Genomic DNA, 20,952 nt, shown 5'->3' with positions numbered 1-20,952 from the left:
GAACTGAAAGCCGTTTTTAAACCCTCTCAGGCCATTGGAGCCGCTTAAGGCAAAATAATCGGCAAAAGGCAGCTATTCCTCTATATCTCTCCCATGCTTCTCCTTTTTCATCCTTTAATATCATAGATACAAATTGATACAGCATGGGAATTGCACCAAACAAAAGGAAGTAGGCAATAATTTGTGTGAAAGAAATTATACCAAAGTAAAATTTTTTACTGGTATTCACGAAATCATGTGCATAGCTGATAGCGGATTCTAAAAAAGCTTCCTCCCGCAGGACCCAGCTGACCATTGGTATGACAACTAATAACCCAACCATATTGCGCATTTGCAATAAACCTTCCCGCATCCCTGCTGTAAAAGAGGCATCAACAGTAAGGAAGATAATCACACCAGTTAAAAATAGCCCTAATGGCATCTTTAAATGCAATGGCCCATAGTAAACTGCCCCAAATAAAATAATTCCAAATCCAAAGAATACCAGCAGCGTTAAAAGAATATCAATGTGAAAAAAATAGGTGATGAAATGAATAATTGTGAAACAGATGATACAGGTGACTAACGCCCGGCTGATAAATTGTTTACTCATTATTGACAGACTCCCATATTATTTTGTTATCTTTACTTTACCATGGAACCTTACTGTATCAAAGCTTTCCTTTAAACCAGCTGGTGTGATTAAGATAGCCTTCTTCATTTAAATGGACTGCTGCAAGGCTGTCCGCAGCAGCTTCAAATAGCGCTGCTGCTGCAGATAATCTGCCTGCGCTCTTTCTAAGGATACGGATAAAAATTGAATCTCTGAACCGATTTTCCTTTGCACAAGAAGTGGAATATCGGCTGTAATAACCGTAGCGATTCGCGCGTAACCTCCCGTTGTCTGCCGATCAGATAATAGCACAATCGGCTGCCCGTTCGCAGGAACCTGTATTGTTCCCGGAAGCACAGCATCTGAAATAATATCTGCTCTGTCAGCATGAGACAATGCTTTTCCTTCCAACCGGTAGCCCATTCGATTCGATTGTTCCGTAATGCGGTAGCTTTCCTGATAAAATTGCTGATATGTTTTATCGGAAAAAGCAAATATATCTGGTCCTGCAATTACTCTAATCGGCCGATGCTGTTCATAATTTGGAACATCTGTCTTTTTTAAATATCTTCCAGCCCGGATAGATTTCAGTTCCACATCTGCTGATAATAGGGTATCTCCCTTTTGCAGGATTCTTCCATCTAATCCGCCAATATTTGCTTGTGCATAAGTTGACTTGCTTCCCATTACTTCCTCTGCAAAAAATCCGCCGCTTACTGCAAGATAAGCATACGTCCCGTTAACTGGTCTGCCAAACGATAATATCTGTCCTGCGTAAACACGGAAGGATTTCCATGGATATAGAGGCTTCCCATCGATTGTTGCCGACAAATCTGCACCACTGATTGCAACAACAGTATCCTGTAAAATTTTCAGCTGGGGGCCCATCAGCATAATTTCAAGCGTTGCTTCTTCCTCTTGATTACCTACGAGCAGGTTAGCAACACGATGTGCAAAGGAATCCATTGCGCCAGATGTTGGAATACCGTATTTTTGATAGCCAATTCTGCCTAAATCTTGAATACTCGTAGATAAACCAGGTTTGATTACTTCAAAGATTTTTTTCAACTTGATTCACCTGCCGCACGTATCTGTATATGCTGGCCAGATAATGCCTCTGCCAGCTTTCTCACAAAAACAGCTGCCTGTGCCCCGTCGCCATGAACACAAATTGTATCGGCCTGAATAGCTACGTCTGTTCCGTCCACTGCTTTTACTTTCCTTTCTTTCACCATTCGGATAACACGGCTTAGACTTAAATCCACATCATGAATCAGTGCATTCGGAGCTGACCTTGGTGTCAGGGTGCCGTCTGGCTGATACGTTCTGTCTGCAAACACTTCTTCTGCAACTTGCAGCCCTCTCTTTCTCCCCTCTCCGACAAGCTCTGAATTGGCTAAACCAAATAAAATCATACGTTTATCAATCCGATAGACTGCATCCGCAATTGCAGAAGCTAAAGCTCTATCTGCTGCAGCCATCGAGTAGAGAGCACCGTGAGGTTTAACATGACTGATCCTGGTTCCATAGATTTCCGCAAATCCTCTCATAGCACCAATCTGATAAACCATTAAATTGAAAACCTCTTCCGGTGTCACCTGTATCTTTCGCCGGCCGAATCCTTGTAAATCCAATAACCCGGGGTGAGCACCAATTGCTACGTTATTTTCCACTGCTTTTTCTACTGTTTCCCGCATCACATTATGATCTCCAGCATGATAACCGCAGGCAATATTGGCAGAGGTAATCCATTCCATCACCTCATTATCCTGCCCGATTCGGTATGCACCAAAGCTTTCTCCTAAATCACAATTCAAATCTACAGACAAATTCATGATGGATCACCTTCCTTCTCTTCACTTATTTTTGGCTGATAGTCTCCGTTTTGTACTGCATCTTCTATTTTATAATAGGTTTCTGAATCAACCGCTTCAAACTGGAGCGTATCTCCGGATCGGATAAGAATTTTGTTCTCTTTCCGTGCATCATAAAGAGGTACCGGTGTTTTCCCAATAATTCTCCATCCTCCCGGCGAATCCAGCGGATAAATTCCTGTCTGTTGATCAGCAATACCTACTGATCCCCGCTCCACTCTCTTTCTTGGGTTCTCCAGCCTTGGCGTAACAAGCTTTTCAGATAAACCACCCAAGTAAGGAAAGCCAGGCATAAATCCCATCATATAGACATAATATAGCGGCTCTGTATGCAGACGGATTATCTCTTCGGCGGAACGATTATGATAGGCAGCCACATCGTCCATGTCTATAGCAATTTCTTTTTCATAGCATACGGGAATCGTTATCCTTCTGGCAGCTGGAGGATCTGCTTCACTCATTATTTTTTGTAACTGGCTCAGCTGTTTTTCAAGCTTTATATATGTGGTTTCGTCCGGATTATAATAAATCGTCACACTGGTATACGCAGGGATCCACTCTGTGATTCCCTCCATTGGATAATTTTCTAACAGACTGGTAAAGCGATGAACGTTCACATTTACCTGTCTGTCAATGGTATTGCCAAATTGGACACGTACTCCCCGGTCTCCGTACAATTGAATGGAATACATAATTCATCACCTGTCCTTCCTTATTCTGAACTTTCTGCATTTCTATTGTACACCTATTTTTTGCAGAAACGAATAATTTAAGTTGAAGAGATACTGAATTTAAAAGAAAACCGGCAGACTGAGCCATTCCGGAAAGCTCTGTTGCCGTTTCCCTTTTTCATTCCTTCCATGATAAGTCTTTTTTCTAATCGTTAACATACCTGGTACTGTTATGTACTTTATTTATTTCATCAGATAAACAAAACTTCATTCAGCAGGAGTTTCGCTCTTCTCCCGCTAAATGAAGTCTTATTAATGACAGATAATATAATTTACTTATATCTGATGAATTACTTCTTTAATAAGCTGAACAAATTTACTTCGGGATTGTGCAGCAACGTCAATAACTTCATCATGACTTAACGGCTGATCTAAAATACCGCTCGCCATATTTGTTAAGCAAGAGATCCCAAGTACTTTCAAACCTCCATGCACTGCGATAAGTGCTTCAGGAACTGTAGACATACCAACTGCGTCTCCTCCAAGTACCCGAATCATACGGATTTCTGCCGGTGTTTCATAAGCTGGACCGCTCCACCAGGTATACACACCTTCCTGCAGGTTAATATTATTTTCTTCAGCAATATTTTTAGCCAGATTACGAAGCTCACGATTATATACTTCAGAAGAATCCGGAAAACGCGTTCCTAAATCGTCATTGTTTGGACCAATTAATGGATTCGTTCCAGCTAAGTTAATATGATCTGTAATCAACATTAAATCGCCGGGATTGAATTCTTTATTTACAGCACCACAAGCATTGGTAATAATAAGCTTATCTGTGCCAAGTGCTTGAATAACACGAACCGGGAAAGTCACTTCATCCAGTGAATACCCTTCATAATAATGGTAACGTCCTTTCATAGCTACAATACGCTTTCCATTCAGAGTACCAATAACAAGCTGGTTTGCATGTCCAACAGCAGCTGATTTTGAGAAATATGGAATTTCTTCGTATGGAATTATCACAGCGTCTTCTAATTCATCTGCCAGACCTCCCAATCCCGAACCAAGGATAATGCCGATTTCTGGAACCAGATCCGTTTTACTTTGAATAAATTCTCTTGCTTCTTTTATTTGATGTGTTTGGTGCATTTTTATTTCCTCCTTGAAACAGCTTTATTATGAATACTTTTAAAAAATGTTGTCTTCTTTATACTATACATAATTTCTATATTTCTCTGCAATTCAATACGAAACCAATTTGCTATGCAATAATCTATGTTAAGTCATGGAATATAAGGTGTCAATCGAAAATCAAACGATTAAACTGTTATTTCCATCAGAAAAAAGTGCTCTTCTTTTTTCACCCAAGGGCATAAGTGCGGCGGTTTTGATGGGCGAGTAACCGCAGCCCCAGTCCAAACTCTCCCTCTGTCTGCGCCTGTCAGCTTGCCAATCCCAAAGTCTTCTTTATCGAGGAGATGAGTTCAGAGCCCACGGAAAGCGTAGTGTATTTCTGGGACCTAAGATTACTCCCCCTATATAAAACCGCTGCAGCGGCTGACTTCAGCATTTTTATATACTTATTTTTTAAGAACAAAACCAGGCTGCACGCCTGGTTTTCTTTACATTTATTTATTCTTTAAACTCCAGCATTTTATTTTTTAATTCCTCTTCCATGCTGATCAATTCTTTTTCAGCTTCATTCCGCTTCTTGCGCCCGTCTGATTGAATTTGTATAGTTTCTTCAATAGTAGACATTAATTTTTCCTGTGTCTGCTTCAATGTATCAATATCTACAAGACCGCGTTCATTTTCTTTCGCGGTTTCCACTGTATTTTCTTTCAGCATATCTGCATTTTTTAATAACAAATCATTCGTTGTTTGAGATACCTGCTTTTGTGCTTCCATCGCATGACGCTGCCTCAGGAGAGTCAAAGCAATAGCTACCTGGTTTTTCCATAGCGGAATAGCCGTTAAAACAGACGATTGGATTTTTTCAACAAGTGCCTGATTCGTATTTTGAATGAGACGGATCTGCGGAGCACTTTGCATAGTAATTTGGCGGCTCAGCTTAAGGTCATGCGTCCGTTTTTCAAGCCGGTCCACAAATTGAAGCATATCATTTACTTCCTGTACATCCATCTGGTTCCCGCTTGTTTCCGCTTTTTGACGAAGCTGCGGGATAATATCATTATTAATTTCCTCTACCTTTAATTCTCCGGCAGCAATATAAATGTTTAAAGCATCATAATAATCCCGGTTCGTTGAAAATAGTTTATCGAGCATAACATTATCAGATAAAAGTAAATCTTTATTTCGATCCAGACGTACACTGATACGATCAATCTGGGAACTTGTTTTTTGATAACGTGACAGCACCTCATTAACAGACTTTGACAGTTTTCCAAATAAACGGGATAAAAATCCGTTTTTCTCTTCCTGCAATTCGGATGGATCAATATCCTCCAGCTTTTTCATCAGCTCCGTCAGAATGGAACCAATCTGGCTGACATCCTGCTTTTGAACATGCTCCAGCATTTCATGGGAAAATTGATGCAATTTTGCTTGTGCTTCCACACCATATTTCACTAAAGACTGCTGGTTTGTTGTATCAATTTGTAATGCTAATTGCTCCGCTTTTTTACGATGTTCTTCTGGAAGCTTGTCAACAAGCCTGGGGGCCTTTGCACTGTCTAAATCCTGATTAGGAGTATCCGTAGAAACCTCTGTTCTTTCACCAAACGGGTCATTTAATAAATCATTTATAGAATCATTAGAATGGTCTTTTGCAGTCATGTAAATATCCTCCTTATTTTTTAGATCGGCGCAGCGTCTGCTTTGCTACATCCAGCTCAAAATCCAGCGTTTCTAAATCATCTCTGAGCATAACCTGTAAATCCTTTTTTATCGTCCGGCTGAAGGCTGTCAGTGTCTGCCTTGTTTCCTTTAACGATTTTTGCATCTCAATAGATGGAGAGGGCTGGCTGGAAAGATAAGCATAACGCTCTGATAATTCCACAAGCGAGTCTAAATGATTATAGAAAAAACTCTCTGCCTGATAGAATCGTACCGGTTCTTTTCTTGCGTTGTTATATATTTTTTGTGCAGTTCTGACGATAGCTAAGTTTTCCCGCGCATGCTGGAAGGATCGTACCTTGAATAAGGCTTTTTGCATGCGTGTTATCTTGCCTCTTGCTTCTTTTAAATTCGTATCAATAAATTTATATTCTTTTTTGGTTAATCCCTGACTTCTGACAAATCGATAATCCATGATTTGTTTTGCAGCTGCATAAGTCAATACACCGCCGATTGCAGCAAAAAGACTAGTTAACAGTACAGTCTGTCCATATATAAAAAAGCTTACAAGCCATATAGCTGTCAGGCTGACAGCACCAACAAAGCTCTGCATTAAAAATTGCATTATTGCCCGCATACGCTCACTCCTAAGTGATTAATCATTCTTACCTAAGTATATTCGTCTATACTCTTTCTCTTATTATACTATTACGGATGACTGTTTTAAAAGTTTCAATTTCTTTTTATTTAAATCAGCTTGATTTATCTAAACGCTAAAAATTATGATAATATAGGAATGAATGTTCTTATGCTAAGGAATGGTACAATTATTTTAATGCTCTATGTTTACGAAATAGCTGTTTTATATTCGAGGAGGGTGTTTTTAATGAAACGGATTGGTATTGATGCAGGCGGATCTTTAATAAAAATTGCGTATGAAGAAGAGGCCAGGCTTCGATTAAAGACTTATTCTGCCAAACAGGTTGATGAAGTGATTCAATGGCTGGAAATGATTGCACCGGAAGCAGCTCTGCATGTGACAGGCGGCAGAGCCGAAGCGGTGAGAGCCTCGAATAAATCAATTTCTATATTTAAGGAATTTGAGTGTGTCATTGAGGGAACAAAATATTTGCTGCTGGAAGAAAATAAGCTTCCTAAAACAGATTATCTTTTGGTGAATATTGGTACAGGCACTTCTTTCTTTCACAAAACAAACCGCTTATCAGGAACAGGAGTCGGAGGCGGATTGTTTACTGGCATTGGAGCAATTATTGCAGGTACATCTGATTATCATTCTCTGGTCGAGATTGCTTCTAAAGGAGACCGGTCCAAAAGTGATTTGATGGTTTCGGATATTTACCAATTCAGCAACTCTCCTATCGAAGCTTCCTTGACTGCTGCCAATTTTGGAAAGGACCAGCTCGATAAATCGATTTCTGTTGAAGATCAGATGGCAGCATTAACCCAGTTGATTGGGGAAACGATTGTATTGCTTTCCAGTTTAACAGCAAGTTCCTTAGAAACAAAAGAAATCGTAATGATCGGCGGCTCGTTAACTGGAAATCCGCTCTTAAAAAAGGTGATTGCTTCTTTTGAGAGTATGTTTGATTATAACTTGACTTTTTTAGAAAAAGGAAATCATGCTGGTGCGATTGGTGCACTGTATCACAATGAATAAATAGAGTTACATGTACGAGGAGAATGACATTTGAAAAAAATTATTTATTTTAGCTTTATCATTTTGTTTATGTTGGCTGGCTGTCAGGCAGAGGCAGATTCAGCAGCACAATCTAATACAGTGGATGGTGCTTTCGAGGCGCATTTTATTGACGTTGGCCAGGGTGACGCCACTTTGTTCACCTTGGAAGATGCAGACGAAGAAGCTGTTATCCTCTTTGACACAGGAGACTGGCAGGGAAATGAAGTAGTACCTTATTTAGAGGAGCAGGGAATTACAGACATTGATTTGGTCATTATCAGTCATCCGGACGCCGACCATATTGGCCAGCTTTCCAAGGTCCTTGATCATTTTGCTGTAGAGGAAGTTTGGATGTCCGGCAATGAAAGTACATCCAATACATATCAAACAGCTATGGAAAAAATCTTATCTCAGGATATTGGTTATCATGAGCCTCGGGCCGGGGAAGCGTATGAATTAGGTCCAATTGAATTAGAAGTATTGTACCCGGAAAATATCTCGGGAAAAGTAAATGAAGAATCCGTCAGTATTCGTTTAGCATATGACCAGGTTTCATTTATACTGACCGGAGACGCGGGAGTGAAGGAAGAAAAAGAGATGATGAACTCTTCACATCTCGGCAGCACCTTTTTACATTTAGGTCATCATGGCTCTAAAACTTCTACAGACCCGGACTTCTTGGATGCTGTTCAGCCGCAGATTGCGATTTACAGTGCTGGTGAAGACAACGCTTATGGTCATCCAAGCCCGGAGGTTATTGATTTATTAGATGAGGAGAATATCGACTGGTATGGCACTGACAGAGATGGAACCATTGTTGTAACGACAGATGGAAAAGCCTATTCTATTGAGACAGAAATGAGCGAGGATATTACTGTTTCACAGCCGGATGGAGCGGAAGATAATCAAACTTCAGCTACAGAAGCGGAAGAAGACCAGGATGCTTCCGGAGTATCTTCCGCCCCCAGCGAAGAAGGTAAAGACAAAAGCTGTATCAATATCAATAATGCATCTAGAGAGGAATTAACTGAAATTATTCATATTGGTGACGAGCGTGCAGACCAAATAATAGATAAACGTCCTTTCGACAGTTTAGATGAATTGGAGGTTATTGGTGGCCTTGGTCCAAGCCGAATTGCAGATATAAAATCCGAGGATTTGATTTGTGACTTTTAAAGGAGTTGGAAAATGATGAAAGGTATCATTGATCGGTTTGAAGGAGAACTGGCAGTTATTTTAGTGGAAGCAGAGAATCGGGAAATTCTCATCCCAACCAGTGAACTTCCTGCAGATTGTATAGTGAAATCCGTTGTGCGTATTGATGAGTCAGAAGAAAACACACATCCAAAGATTACACTTGATGAGGAGGCAGACGAGGAGAATAAACAAAAATCAAGTGACCTTCGCGAGGCTTTATTGAAACGAAAAAAAAGCAGCAGGTTGAAAAAAAGAAAATAGCTGTAATGCTAAAATAATAACCAATCTCACGGCGAAGCAAAGTAAAAAAACTGAACAAATGCTGGTATTAGCGGCTTTTGTTCAGTTTTTTTTAATTCGTATTTTATTATTTACTCAACTTTCGCACTTTAAAAAGTAACTTCCTATCCACAGGAACAGGGGTTGATCATTTCTTCCATATATCTGTTGACAAAGATAGAAGGTAAAGTGTAAAGCGACCGCTACGGCGGACCGTTTTGCTTTCCTAGGGGCACGCTCTTCAGCTAACTTTTGCCAAGAAGATCACTTGGCAAAAGTGGATCTTCAGATGGTGCTAATCCCTCAGGAGTCAAAACGGTCCGCCTCCGCTAGCAGGATATTCTATACTGAAATAACTGAACAAATTTTCGTGTTCCATGGTAAAACATGCTCAGAGATCCTTATTTTTGGTGCATAAAAGCTATTCTCGATATGAATTATTCATGCTGTCATGATTTGAACTGTTAAAAACCATTTGAAACACCAGCATGATTGTTTATTTAGGCTAAAACGATGATTTCATCTAACTTCATCAGGATATTATTTCTTCCATACGCTGTAGAATCCTATTAGAGCGCAGGCCAACCGCGTAGACTCCTATGGGAACAGGGCGAGCTGAAGATCCACTTGAAAAGCGGGTTTCTTTTCAAGTTAGCTGAAGCCGTCCCCATGGAAAGCGGAGTGGTTGGCCGGAGCGGATGCTGTACACAATAACCTGTTCAAAAAATAAGAAGATGAGTTAACTAAAAGCAAGCATGATAATAGAGACCATGAACATCCTAGAACAGCAAGGTTTATATGGTTATTCTTAGATGCTAAAGTTGACTTATTTAAATTAAACAGCTATTACTTTCTCCTCCACCATCGAAAGAAATAATTCCAGGAAACGGTTGTCATCAGTCAGTTCCGGATGAAAAGCCGCTACTAGTAAATTATCTTCTCTGGCAGCCACGATTTTCCCTTCATAGGCAGCTAAAACATCGACATGTTCCCCAGCCGATTCAATATATGGCGCACGGATAAATACTGCCGGATAAGCTTCCTTCATTCCTTTTACATCTAAATTGGCTTCGAAGCTGTCTTTTTGTCTGCCAAACCCGTTTCTTTTCACCTGGATATCCATCAGCCCCAAGTTTACAGGATGTTCTGTCTCCACTTGGCCTTTCCCAAGAAGCACGAGACCTGCACAGGTTCCAAAAATCGGCTTTTTTAATTGGGCAAAGTGCTGAATAGCTTCAATGAGATCATTTTTCTTCATTAAACGCCAGATAGCTGTACTTTCCCCGCCCGGTATAATTAATGCATCTGCATTTTTCAGCATTTCTTTATTTTTAATAAGAATCGGCTCATGTCCTAAATTACGCAGTTGACTGGCATGTTCTTCTGTTGCGCCCTGCATGCTTAAAATCCCGACTCTGTACTTGTTTCCATCCATGCTGTTCACCTCTTTATCCTTCCATATCCCTTAATTAGAAACTGCGATCCTGCATCCTGTCTTCTGGTCTTAACGTTTTCATATCAATACCTTTCATCGCTTCGCCTAAATCCTTAGAAAGCTCGCCGATTTTTTGGTAGTCCTGATAATACGTTGTTGCTTCCACAATGGAGCGGGCGAACTTCTCAGGATTTTTTGATTTAAAGATACCAGATCCGACAAAAACACCATCTGCTCCTAATTCCATCATAAGTGCCGCATCTGCCGGAGTTGCTACACCGCCTGCCGCAAAATTTACCACTGGCAGTCTGCCTGCTTCCTTAATCTGCAGTAAAATTTCAAATGGAGCACCAAGATTTTTAGCTTCTGTCATCAGCTCATCCTCGTTCATATGTACAATTCTTCTTACCTGTGATTGTACCTCACGTAAATGACGCACTGCTTCGACAATATTTCCTGTTCCAGGCTCTCCTTTTGTACGCAGCATAGACGCACCTTCGCCAATCCGGCGGGCAGCTTCTCCTAAATCACGGCATCCGCATACAAATGGAACTGTGAATGGCTTTTTATCCAGATGGAATAAATCATCCGCCGGAGTCAGTACTTCACTTTCATCGATATAATCCACACCAAGTGATTCTAAAATACGTGCTTCCACAATATGACCAATACGCACCTTGGCCATAACCGGAATAGATACAGCTTCCATTACTTCCTCGACAATACTGACATCTGCCATTCTTGCCACGCCGCCGGCAGCCCGAATATCAGATGGAACCTTTTCCAATGCCATAACGGCAACAGCACCAGCTTCTTCTGCGATTTTTGCCTGTTCCTTGTTGACAACATCCATAATGACGCCGCCTTTTTGCATCTGTGCCATACCTCTTTTTACACGTTCTGTTCCTGTAACTCGATCTGTCATGTTATTTCCCCCTGGCTTCTTTATTGTTTTTTTATTATTATAAAAATAATATGACATGAATGAAAGTGCCAATTTTATATATTTTAATGAGGTCAGTTTTAAAGGAGGGAGAAAATGGATTTATTATCTGTCCATTTAGATGAAACAATAAGTACACCTTTATACGAACAGCTTTACGAATTTATTAAGCGGGAAATTGTAGAGGAGCGGCTTCCTTACGGACAAAAGCTGCCTTCAAAACGAAAGCTTGCCAATCATTTAGAAGTCAGTCAAAATACCGTAGAAACAGCTTTTGAACAGCTTGTTGCAGAAGGTTATATTACATCCCGGCCAAGGAAAGGTTTTTATGTACTGGCGCATGGTGATTTAGAGTTTGTGGAGCATCCAGGTAAAAAAGAGGCTTCTACACTTGAGAAAGCACCTTCCATTTTATTTGATTTTTCTCCAAATAAAATTGATACCGAAGCATTTCCTTTTTCCGCATGGAGACGTCTGAACAGACAAGTGCTTGATGAAGCACATCATGATTTACTCTTACTTGGTGATTCCCGGGGAGATAAAGAGCTGCGTGAAGCTATTGCACATTATGTGTATCATGCGCGCGGTATTAACTGTGATCCAGATACGATTGTTGTTGGAGCTGGAATTGAAGTTTTAATGCAGCAGCTTCTTTCTTTACTGCCCGGCTCCACTGTATTTGGAATTGAAGATCCCGGCTATCAGTTAATGGTGAAATTAATCACCCATTTTGGTTTTTTGGGACGAGCCTTGGATATGAGTGAAGATGGGGTTTCTATTGAAGCAGTCCGTCTCCTGGAGCCTGATTACATCTATGTAACTCCTTCTAATCATTTCCCATATGGGACAGTTACCTCCATCAACCGGCGTAATCAGCTGTTGCAATGGGTAAATGAAGCAGAGGACCGTTTCATCATTGAGGATGATTATGACAGTGAATTTCGATATGTAGGAAAAACCATTCCTCCTATGAAAAAAATGGATTTCAATGATCGGGTGATCTATTTAGGCTCCTTTTCCAAATCGTTAATTCCTTCTTTGCGGATCAGCTATATGATTCTGCCGAAAAAATTACTGGAGCAGTATCGCAGCAGACTCGCTTTTTACCATTCCACGGTTTCCCGAATCGACCAGCATGTACTGGCCCGCTTTATCCAGGATGGTTATTTTGAAAAGCATTTAAATCGGATGCGAAAAATATACAGAAAAAAATTTGAATTTGTACAGCAGCTTTTTGAAGCTTATAAGCCTTCCATTCAGCTTCTGGGAGAGCAATCCGGACTCCATGTCGTCTGTGAGGTACGGAACGGGTTAACCGAAGAAGAGATAATGAAGAGGGCCAGACAGCAAAGAATCAAGCTTTATCCAATTTCCTATTATGCCTCTAAAACTGCTGTTGTCTCCTACCCGCAATTTGTAATTGGATTTGCGGGAATGAAGGAGGAAAAGCTTGAAGAAGCAGTGCAGCGTATCATCGGAATTTTCCAGCAGTAATTTTATGCTATAATAAATTGCTCTCTTTAAATAGAGCAATGATTAACTGTCTTCTTTTCTGCTGCTGTTTCTGACTGTATATATGGTTTGTTCTCCAGCCAAACAGGGTATTGTGACAATAACCTGTCTGCATTTAACTCTCCCTGCATTTAATGGAAATCAGCACAGCGGAATGAATTCAATTATTTTAATGAAAAGGATGAAGTTCATGGGTATTCTCGAATCGATTATAGGTCATATTAATGATTTTCTTTGGTCGTACATTTTAATTATTGTCTTAATAGGTTTAGGTCTTTATTTTACAATTCGAACCGGGTTTGTTCAGTTTCGTCTGCTCCCGGAAATGTTTCGCGCTGTTACTGATAAACAATCCTACGACGCTTCCGGTAAAAAAGGGACCAGCTCTTTCCAGGCATTTGCGATCAGTGCAGCTTCCCGTGTCGGTACCGGTAATATGGCCGGGGTTGCGTCAGCAGTGGCACTCGGCGGACCAGGCGCATTATTCTGGATGTGGCTGATTGCTTTACTTGGCGCCGCTTCCGGGTTTGTTGAAAGTACATTAGCACAGCTCTACAAAGAAAAAGATAACAACCAATATCGCGGAGGACCAGCTTATTATATTGAAAAAGGAATGAAAAAGCGCTGGCTCGGTATTGTCTTTGCGGTGATGATTACTTTTACGTACGGGCTCGTTTTTAACTCTGTTCAATCAAACACAATCAGTATTGCATTCAGTTCACAGTTCGATATTAATCCCGTCTGGATTGCAGCTGTTTTGACCGTTTTTGTGGCCATCGTTATCTTTGGCGGCTTAAAAAGTATTGCAAATGTCTCGCAAATTATTGTTCCTTTTATGGCAATCATTTATATCGGCCTGGCACTTGTCGTATTAGCTTTAAATATTACAGTTATCCCAGATATGTTTGTTCTTATTTTTGAGAATGCATTCGGAATTCGTGAAGTCGCCGGCGGCGGCTTCGGAGCAGCTATCATGCTGGGGATTAAACGCGGGCTGTTCTCTAACGAGGCTGGAATGGGTGCTGCACCAAATGCAGCAGCAACTGCAGAGGTAAGTCATCCGGTCAAACAGGGGCTTGTTCAGGCTTTAGGTGTATTTTTTGATACTATTTTAGTTTGCTCGGCTACCGGATTAATTATTTTGTCAGCTGGCGGCTTTGCCGGAAGTGAAGAAGACGGGATTGCCTTGACACAAACAGCCTTTACCCAGATGCTCGGAGATTGGGCGGGTGTTTTTATAGCTATTGCCATTTTCCTGTTTGCCTTCAGTTCCATTCTTGGAAATTATTATTATGGTGAAAATAATCTTGCCTATATTAAAAATTCTAAGACAATCCTGTTTATTTACCGCATTGCAGCACTTGTGATGGTTGTATTTGGAACGTTAGCTTCCTTTGGCTTAGTCTGGTCTTTAGCGGATGTAACCATGGCCTTGCTGGCATTGATCAACCTGTTTGCTATTTCTGTCTTGTTTAAAAAAGCCAATATTTTATTAAAGGATTACATGAAACAGCGGAAAGAAGGAAAAGACCCTGTTTTCTATAAAGATACCCTGGATGACCAGACCGGTATTGAATGCTGGGAACGGGAAACAGAAAAGAATTAATTACTCAAGTCTTATTTAAAACAAAGAGATGGAATCCAGTTTATTGGTTCCATCTCTTTGTTTTATTCAAATACAATTGTTTTATTCCCATATACAATAATACGATCTTCTAAATGCCATTTAACAGCCTGTGCCAGCACCCTGCGTTCAATGGACTGTCCAATCTTCTTCAAATCATCGACATTGTGCTCATGGCTGACCGGCTCTGTTCCCTGCTCAATAATTGGTCCCTCATCTAAATCATTCGTTACGTAATGGGAGGTTGCACCAATCATTTTCACGCCTCTTTCAAAAGCACGTTCATACGGCTTTGCTCCGATAAAAGCGGGCAGGAAAGAATGATGGATATTAATAATTCTGTTTTTAAATACTTCAACAAATGCCGGCGAAAGGATTTGCATGTATCTTGCAAGAATAATCAGGTCAATGTCATAGTCCTCTAGAATTTCTTTTTGCTTCGCCTCTATCTCTTGTTTTGTTTCTTTTGTAATCGGCAGATGATAAAAATCAATTCCTAATGCCTCAACCATTTCCCGTGCATTTTCATGATTACTGATAACCACTGGAATATTTGCCATTAAGTCACCGCTTTGCCATTCCCACAGAAGCTCTAATAAGCAATGCGGCTCTTTCGAGACAAAAATAGCCATATTTTTCAGCTCATGAATCAGGCTCAAGCGCCATTCCATTTGAAAGCGTCCTGCGACCTCCCGGAATTCTTTTTTCAGCTTTTCCACATCAGTTCCCGGCTGATATTCAAAGTCCAGGCGCATAAAGAACTCGCCGCCTTTGGGATTTACTGTAAATTGGTTCGATGAAACAATATTTGCCTGCTCATTCCATAAAAACGTAGAAATTGCAGAGACAATGCCCGGCTGATCAGGACATTTAATAATTAATCTTGCTCTATTTTCATAACGGTCTTTAAAAAAATCCGCCCGTTTATCTGTATACATATTCACTGTCTGACTTCCTCGCTTCATTATTATTCGTAGAGTATAGATTAGCTGATAAACAGCTGTCAGGTCAAGTATTTTTTGGTTGTCTTCAATCAGTATCCTCTAATATCCTTTTCAAGCGGTTTTCTCATCAAATATACCAAAAGCTGGAGAACATCCATTCAGATATTCTCCAGCTATATTATACTTTACATTTTATTCTTCATCTTCTTCATCGTCATCACTGCCTGAACCTGAGGCTTCATATACTTCTCCGGCCCCATCATATATTTCGAACTCTGTTGCTGTAGTATAGCTGGAATCATATAATCTTTCAGCTATCCACTTATCATCCTGGTATCTGATTTCAAGCAGGAATGGCAGAGCACCTTCTTCCTTGTCAGCTCCCTCTTCCAATGCACCTGTCACATACAGTTCCACCGGCACTTCGAAATTAGGACCATCATCACTGTACGTGTACGTTTCCTCTAAATCTGCAAAGCTGATACCAATTTCATCTAAGCTTCCTTCAAAATAAAGCTCATCTGATAAATATTCAAAATCAAATTCCATTTCATCCTTTACGTAGTCTGATGCATATTCCATGTTCGAAGTATCATGACTCGCCACAGCTGCAATATATTCTTCAGCAAACTGGACAATGGAGTCAGCCATATCTTCTTTAATTGTATCATTAAAGAAATCAATATTTACATCAACGAACCGGTCATCAATGGCAACGGGATCCATTTCCATTGCTCCCCACGGTGTTTCAACACTTGTTTCCAATGTTAATGAGCCATCTGTCAATATAGGGCCAATATCAACAGAGTATTCTGTAAGATCAATTTCTACCGGCTGGCCGTCTATTGTAAAGGTGATTTCATCATACGGTAAATTAGTCTCCAGATTCGGATAAATAGTAACCTCTGATACATCAAATTCCAAAGAGGCTGAATTATAGTAATCTGCCAGAACCATTGTCTGTTCCTTTTCTAAATCTCCAAAATCTGTACTTATCTTACTTACTGTTTCATAGGCTCCCGGTGCAATTGGTCCGTATTCTATGGAATAGCTGTTTTGTTCACTGATATCGAATTCTTTTCCATTAAAGGTTGTTTGAACATCCTCTACCTCCGAGCTGATAGATACGTATTGCGGCTCCATTTCGATAATATACTGTGTAAAGAAGAGCATCCCTTTTTCATCTGCTTCTTCTACAGAAAAAAGCGTATTATCAGATATTATTCTTTCTGGACGGTTCTCGTTAATATTTACATTTCTATGATTTTCTCCTGCAAGCTGTGCTAATGCTTTTGTCTCTTCCGCAGAAATTTCATTTCCATTCATACGTACAAGACTATGTAACTCATCTTCATCCTGTTCTACTAAAGCTTCTACAAATCTTTCAACAACCTTTTCTTCAGCATAATACGAATTACCCCAAACATAGAATCCAATCCCGGCAATTGCTAAGACTCCTACCAGACTAAAAATCAATTTCTGCTTTTTAGATAATGGCTTCTTTTCTTTTGGCGGCTCTTGCCCATGATGTGTTGAATTTTCTGACTTATTCTGCGATACTGTCACTTGTGGTTCTGTCTGATTATTTGTTGCTGCATGTTCTTTTTGAGATTCATTTTCTGAAAGAATTTTATTTACCTTTGCTCCACAATTCTTACAAAACATAGCTCCTTCTGAAATGGGATGCCCACATTCTTTACAAAAATTGCTCAATTCATTCTCTCCCTTATTTTTAGATTTCTCCTTATCCAGCTTATTTTTTCCGTGTTGAATAAAATATAATGAATGATAATGTCAGATGTAATTCTTTTGCACACAGCTTTTGCCCTGCCTGCATAGAATAGTTTTAGCACGGAAATCAAAATTAGAGTAAGGAGGTTTTGTTGATGGATTCCGATAAGCATGATCCTCGTTCTGATAAAAGAAAAGTGTTCCCTGAGAATTGGAATATTGATTTTGCCCCCTTTCAACAATTTATGGATCGGATGGATAATTTATTTTCGCGTTCTTTTAAATCCTTCCAGGGCCAGATACTTAATGATTTTCCCGCGGAAATAATCGAAGAAGAGAACAACATTTATGTGAAAGCTGAGGTTCCCGGATACCGACGGCAGGATATTCAAATTGAAATGATAGGTAACCGTATTAAAATAAAATTGGAAAAGAAAGAAAGCCTATCATTAAACACAGACACGAAGAACATTGATAAAACATCCATCCAGCAAAAAGAACGAATTATCACACTCCCTTTTAATATACCAAAAAATAGCACATCAGCAACCCTTGAAAATGGAATTTTAATCATTAATATTCCGAAACAATCCATATCATCCCATATTATAGATATTGAAGAATAACGCACATTCTGGATTATATGCGAAAAGTCCTCCATAAATGATGAAAAAAATCGCCGTATAAATCTCTACGGCGATTTAGTTTATATTTTATAACGGACAGCTTTCCGTGTGAGAAGATTGACAACTTCTAAAGAAGGTTGTCCGGATTGAAAATAGCAGAATTTTGCTGATTAGACAGGAAGAAACATTCCCTTTGTTTCCTGTTTACTCAGAGTGGAATTATAACCCGGTCTGAGCCCGTGCGTCCTCTAAAACCTCAGCAACTGCAATCGTGTGATTTATTAATTCTTCAAATGCTTTTTTATTATTCTTTTTTATAATTTTATTAAAATAAATAAACTCATAGGCAAGGCGTGCACGATCCTGTTTTACAGAAATGTCCTTTGTTTTTCCATCAATGGTGATTTTTACATTATTCACGCCATTTGCACCGGGCTTAATATACATATACCCCTTTTCTCCCTGAATAGAAACAAAATTTTCCCCGGTTGTATCCTTTGATCCAACACAGCTTGCTTGAAATCCAGGATAAGAGAGTAAAGCAATCCCGGAAGTATCTATACCATTTTCAAATAAATTTGCCTTGTAGGTAACCTCAGATGGTTTGCCAAATAACCGTAATACGAAATGGAGGTTATAAATATTAATATCAGACAAAGCACCGCCTGCAAATTCAGGATTAAACATATTCGTTACCTCGCCAGCTTTTAATTGATCGTAACGGCTGGAATACTGGCTATAATTACATTGAATTAACCGGATTTGCCCTAAACGTTCAATATGATTGGACAGCTCTAAAAAATTAGGTAAAAACAGCGTGGGGATTGCCTCAAAAACAAACACATTATTTTGTTTCGCTGCTTCTTTTAGTTTTTTTGCATCCGCTGCATTCGGTGTAAACGGTTTTTCACAAATCACATGCTTGTGATTCTCTACAGCTTGGAGCGCTTGCTCTGTATGCAGTTTATTGGGTGAAGCGATATATACGGTATCCATCTCCTCATCAGCAAAAAAATCTTCCAGGGATGTATACGTTTTAGGAATTTGATACTCTCCGGCCAATTCATCAGCTGTTTCCTGTTTTCTGGAATATGCAGCAACACAAGTTACTTCTTCAATCGGTTCAATTGCCCGTAACATTTCCTGAACAATCTTACCCGATCCAATTGTGCCCAGTTTCATACTAATCAACCTTTCTTGTTTATCATTTTAAACAATTGATAGCTTCAGTCAAAGCATCCTTTTATACAATTTATGCAAAAAATACTTACCCCTATCATAACATAGAATGCAAGTCATCTTCAGAAAAATCGTAAAAATTACTGTCAGCTGCAATCCCAAATCTTACCTGGAGACATTTTACCGTTCTACCCTCTCAATTTCGCCAAGTCTTTCCTGTACATCCTCGTAATACGGCAAGCCCTCATTATCCCCGGTAATACTCACAACCATCGAGCCAATTGTATTGGCGAAATGAAGAGAGCGTTCTAAATCCCAATCATGCAAATAGCCATATAAAAAACCGGCATTAAACCCGTCGCCTGCACCAACTGTATCCACAACCTTGGTTGCCTTCACTGGATCTGCATGTATGAGCTGTCCCTGATGATAGCCGGCAGATCCATGTTCTCCACGTTTTATAATAATAGTTGGAATGCCGATTTCTTTTGTTTTTTCAATAATCGCTTCAGGATCATGCTCTCCGATAATAATATCCATTTCTTCATCTCCGGCAAGCAAAATATCCACATGTGGAAGAATATCCAATAGAACTTTCCGTGCTTCTTCTTTTGTCCACATTTTCAAGCGGATATTAGGATCAAAGGATATTTTCACACCATGTTTTTTTGCCAGCCGGATAGCTTCGATCATGACACTTAAATTATCTCCTCCGATTGCCGGGAAAATGCCTGTAATATGAAGCACACGTGCATTTTTAATATACGATTCATTTAATTCCTCCGGCTTCATCGTCAGCGTCGGTGATTTGTCCCGATAATAAAATGTCTGTACATTACCGTCCTCCATAATTTCTTTAAAATACACAGAAGTCGGATAGCCTTTTACAAGCTTAAGCTCAGATGTATCTACCTGTTCTCCTCTGGCAAATGTGCGTATTGACTTTCCAAATTCATCGTTTCCCAGCCTGCTGATAAAACCCGTACTTAACCCTAACCGGGAACAGCCAATTGCCAGGTTTAGCTCTGCACCGCCAATATTTTTCTGGAAACCGTTCACAAATTTCATCGGCCCTTTTGTATCTGGATTAAATACAACCATCGCCTCTCCCATACTAATTACATCACGCATTTCTCTTCCTCCCCGCAGAAATTCTATAAGTACTTGTTTCATGTTAATAATCTATTATTTTGCTAATTCAATAAACTCCTTTGCCCGTTCCATTAAGGCATGATAATCTTCTTCCGTTTTCAATTTAGATGCGTCAACTAAATTGCTGCCGAGACCGACTGCTGCGCTTCCGTTTGTGAGATACTCCTTCAGATTATCCCTGGTAATCCCGCCTGTAACCATTGCCGTTACATGCGGCAGCGGCCCAAGAATATTTTTGATATACCGGGGACCGACTGCATCTGCAGGAAATACTTTTACCATACGCGCACCGTTTTCATATGCTGTCAAAATTTCGGTTGGTGTGAAAACCCCTGGAATATGCTCCACACCATACCTTTGACATAACTGTAACGTTTCTTTATTTAATGTTGGTGCAACAACAAATGCAGCACCCGCTAAAATCACCGCTCTTGCTGTTTCCGGATCTAACACGGTGCCAGCTCCCACTCTGATTGACTCATCCGTATTAGCTGCAGCTTCTGCAATAATCTCATTGACATTTGGTGTTTCCGCCGTAATTTCTACATGGTGAATACCGCCTTTTGCCAAAGCATTAAGAATCGGTACTATATTATCCTTATTCGATTTCCGGATAACAGCAACCACCTTTTCACGTTTAATTCCTTCTATAATATTCATTAAAAATTCCTCCTTTTTAAGCTTGTCCATCT

20 protein-coding genes are annotated in these 20,952 nt (G+C 39.9%); 6 read left to right on the top strand and 14 right to left on the bottom strand.

Annotation, left to right across the window (positions count from 1 at the left end):
- Positions 1-16 precede the first annotated feature (16 nt).
- The 7 genes from BN1068_RS05530 to BN1068_RS05500 form a co-directional block, all read right to left on the bottom strand.
- Positions 17-592, bottom strand: coding sequence for a hypothetical protein (locus BN1068_RS05530; RefSeq protein ID WP_077601829.1), 576 nt, complete (start codon positions 590-592; stop codon positions 17-19).
- A gap of 108 nt (positions 593-700) precedes the next feature.
- Positions 701-1,660, bottom strand: coding sequence for a 5-oxoprolinase subunit C family protein (locus BN1068_RS05525; RefSeq protein WP_077601828.1), 960 nt, complete (start codon positions 1,658-1,660; stop codon positions 701-703).
- Positions 1,657-2,427: a LamB/YcsF family protein gene (locus BN1068_RS05520; RefSeq protein ID WP_077601827.1), complete on the bottom strand. Its 771-nt coding sequence runs from the start codon at positions 2,425-2,427 to the stop codon at positions 1,657-1,659. The genes BN1068_RS05525 and BN1068_RS05520 overlap by 4 nt, the downstream gene beginning before the upstream one ends.
- Positions 2,424-3,158 carry a 5-oxoprolinase subunit PxpB gene (pxpB, locus tag BN1068_RS05515; protein ID WP_077601826.1) on the bottom strand — a complete coding sequence of 245 codons (735 nt, stop codon included), beginning with the start codon at positions 3,156-3,158 and terminating at the stop codon, positions 2,424-2,426. The genes BN1068_RS05520 and pxpB overlap by 4 nt, the downstream gene beginning before the upstream one ends.
- A gap of 315 nt (positions 3,159-3,473) precedes the next feature.
- Positions 3,474-4,292, bottom strand: coding sequence for a purine-nucleoside phosphorylase (locus BN1068_RS05510; protein ID WP_077601825.1), 819 nt, complete (start codon positions 4,290-4,292; stop codon positions 3,474-3,476).
- A gap of 483 nt (positions 4,293-4,775) precedes the next feature.
- Positions 4,776-5,939 (bottom strand): toxic anion resistance protein, encoded by a 1,164-nt coding sequence (locus BN1068_RS05505; protein WP_077601824.1) that lies wholly within the window; start codon positions 5,937-5,939, stop codon positions 4,776-4,778.
- A gap of 13 nt (positions 5,940-5,952) precedes the next feature.
- A complete protein-coding gene (locus BN1068_RS05500; protein ID WP_077601823.1) occupies positions 5,953-6,576 on the bottom strand; it encodes a 5-bromo-4-chloroindolyl phosphate hydrolysis family protein in 624 nt (207 codons plus the stop codon).
- 249 nt (positions 6,577-6,825) lie between these two features.
- On the opposite strand from BN1068_RS05500, the gene coaW reads away from it, so the two are divergent.
- From coaW to BN1068_RS05485, 3 genes are read left to right on the top strand one after another with little or no spacing between them, the layout of a single operon-like run.
- Complete coding sequence (gene coaW, locus BN1068_RS05495; RefSeq protein WP_077601822.1) at positions 6,826-7,617, top strand: type II pantothenate kinase; 792 nt, start codon at positions 6,826-6,828, stop codon at positions 7,615-7,617.
- Positions 7,618-7,647: 30 nt separating this feature from the next.
- A complete protein-coding gene (locus tag BN1068_RS05490; RefSeq protein ID WP_254846713.1) occupies positions 7,648-8,814 on the top strand; it encodes an MBL fold metallo-hydrolase in 1,167 nt (388 codons plus the stop codon).
- Positions 8,815-8,826: 12 nt separating this feature from the next.
- A complete protein-coding gene (locus tag BN1068_RS05485; RefSeq protein ID WP_077601821.1) occupies positions 8,827-9,096 on the top strand; it encodes a DUF3006 domain-containing protein in 270 nt (89 codons plus the stop codon).
- An 853-nt stretch (positions 9,097-9,949) separates the two neighbouring features.
- On the opposite strand, the gene pdxT is transcribed toward BN1068_RS05485, so the two are convergent.
- Together pdxT and pdxS are read right to left on the bottom strand one after the other, a co-directional pair.
- Positions 9,950-10,549, bottom strand: coding sequence for a pyridoxal 5'-phosphate synthase glutaminase subunit PdxT (pdxT, locus tag BN1068_RS05480; protein ID WP_077601820.1), 600 nt, complete (start codon positions 10,547-10,549; stop codon positions 9,950-9,952).
- 34 nt (positions 10,550-10,583) lie between these two features.
- The gene (pdxS, locus tag BN1068_RS05475) at positions 10,584-11,474 is read right to left on the bottom strand and encodes a pyridoxal 5'-phosphate synthase lyase subunit PdxS (protein ID WP_077601819.1); all 891 of its coding nucleotides are present in this window, start codon (positions 11,472-11,474) and stop codon (positions 10,584-10,586) included.
- A 114-nt stretch (positions 11,475-11,588) separates the two neighbouring features.
- On the opposite strand from pdxS, the gene BN1068_RS05470 reads away from it, so the two are divergent.
- Complete coding sequence (locus BN1068_RS05470; RefSeq protein WP_077601818.1) at positions 11,589-12,986, top strand: MocR-like pyridoxine biosynthesis transcription factor PdxR; 1,398 nt, start codon at positions 11,589-11,591, stop codon at positions 12,984-12,986.
- Between the two features lie 208 nt (positions 12,987-13,194).
- Positions 13,195-14,610, top strand: coding sequence for an alanine/glycine:cation symporter family protein (locus BN1068_RS05465; protein ID WP_077601817.1), 1,416 nt, complete (start codon positions 13,195-13,197; stop codon positions 14,608-14,610).
- A 62-nt stretch (positions 14,611-14,672) separates the two neighbouring features.
- On the opposite strand, the gene purU is transcribed toward BN1068_RS05465, so the two are convergent.
- Both purU and BN1068_RS05455 read right to left on the bottom strand, forming a co-directional pair.
- Positions 14,673-15,572 carry a formyltetrahydrofolate deformylase gene (purU, locus tag BN1068_RS05460; protein ID WP_139344745.1) on the bottom strand — a complete coding sequence of 300 codons (900 nt, stop codon included), beginning with the start codon at positions 15,570-15,572 and terminating at the stop codon, positions 14,673-14,675.
- 192 nt (positions 15,573-15,764) lie between these two features.
- A complete protein-coding gene (locus BN1068_RS05455) occupies positions 15,765-17,285 on the bottom strand; it encodes a TcaA 3rd/4th domain-containing protein (protein WP_175637087.1) in 1,521 nt (506 codons plus the stop codon).
- 173 nt (positions 17,286-17,458) lie between these two features.
- Here BN1068_RS05455 and BN1068_RS05450 point away from each other — a divergent pair, with 173 nt between their 5' ends.
- On the top strand, positions 17,459-17,929 hold the full coding sequence (locus BN1068_RS05450; RefSeq protein ID WP_077601815.1) for an Hsp20/alpha crystallin family protein: 471 nt from the start codon (positions 17,459-17,461) through the stop codon (positions 17,927-17,929).
- A 219-nt stretch (positions 17,930-18,148) separates the two neighbouring features.
- Here BN1068_RS05450 and BN1068_RS05445 read toward each other — a convergent pair whose 3' ends face one another.
- From BN1068_RS05445 to BN1068_RS05435, 3 genes are all read right to left on the bottom strand, one after another.
- Positions 18,149-19,111 carry a Gfo/Idh/MocA family protein gene (locus BN1068_RS05445; RefSeq protein ID WP_077601814.1) on the bottom strand — a complete coding sequence of 321 codons (963 nt, stop codon included), beginning with the start codon at positions 19,109-19,111 and terminating at the stop codon, positions 18,149-18,151.
- Between the two features lie 177 nt (positions 19,112-19,288).
- Positions 19,289-20,239 carry a sugar kinase gene (locus BN1068_RS05440; RefSeq protein ID WP_077601813.1) on the bottom strand — a complete coding sequence of 317 codons (951 nt, stop codon included), beginning with the start codon at positions 20,237-20,239 and terminating at the stop codon, positions 19,289-19,291.
- A 54-nt stretch (positions 20,240-20,293) separates the two neighbouring features.
- Positions 20,294-20,920: a bifunctional 4-hydroxy-2-oxoglutarate aldolase/2-dehydro-3-deoxy-phosphogluconate aldolase gene (locus tag BN1068_RS05435; RefSeq protein ID WP_077601812.1), complete on the bottom strand. Its 627-nt coding sequence runs from the start codon at positions 20,918-20,920 to the stop codon at positions 20,294-20,296.
- Positions 20,921-20,952: the final 32 nt, after the last annotated feature.

The sequence above is a fragment of the Oceanobacillus sojae genome, assembly GCF_900162665.1.
Classification (GTDB): Bacteria; Bacillota; Bacilli; order Bacillales; family Amphibacillaceae; genus Oceanobacillus; species Oceanobacillus sojae_A.
Note: the sequence above shows the minus strand (reverse complement) of the source record. Positions and strands in the feature narration are given on the sequence as shown.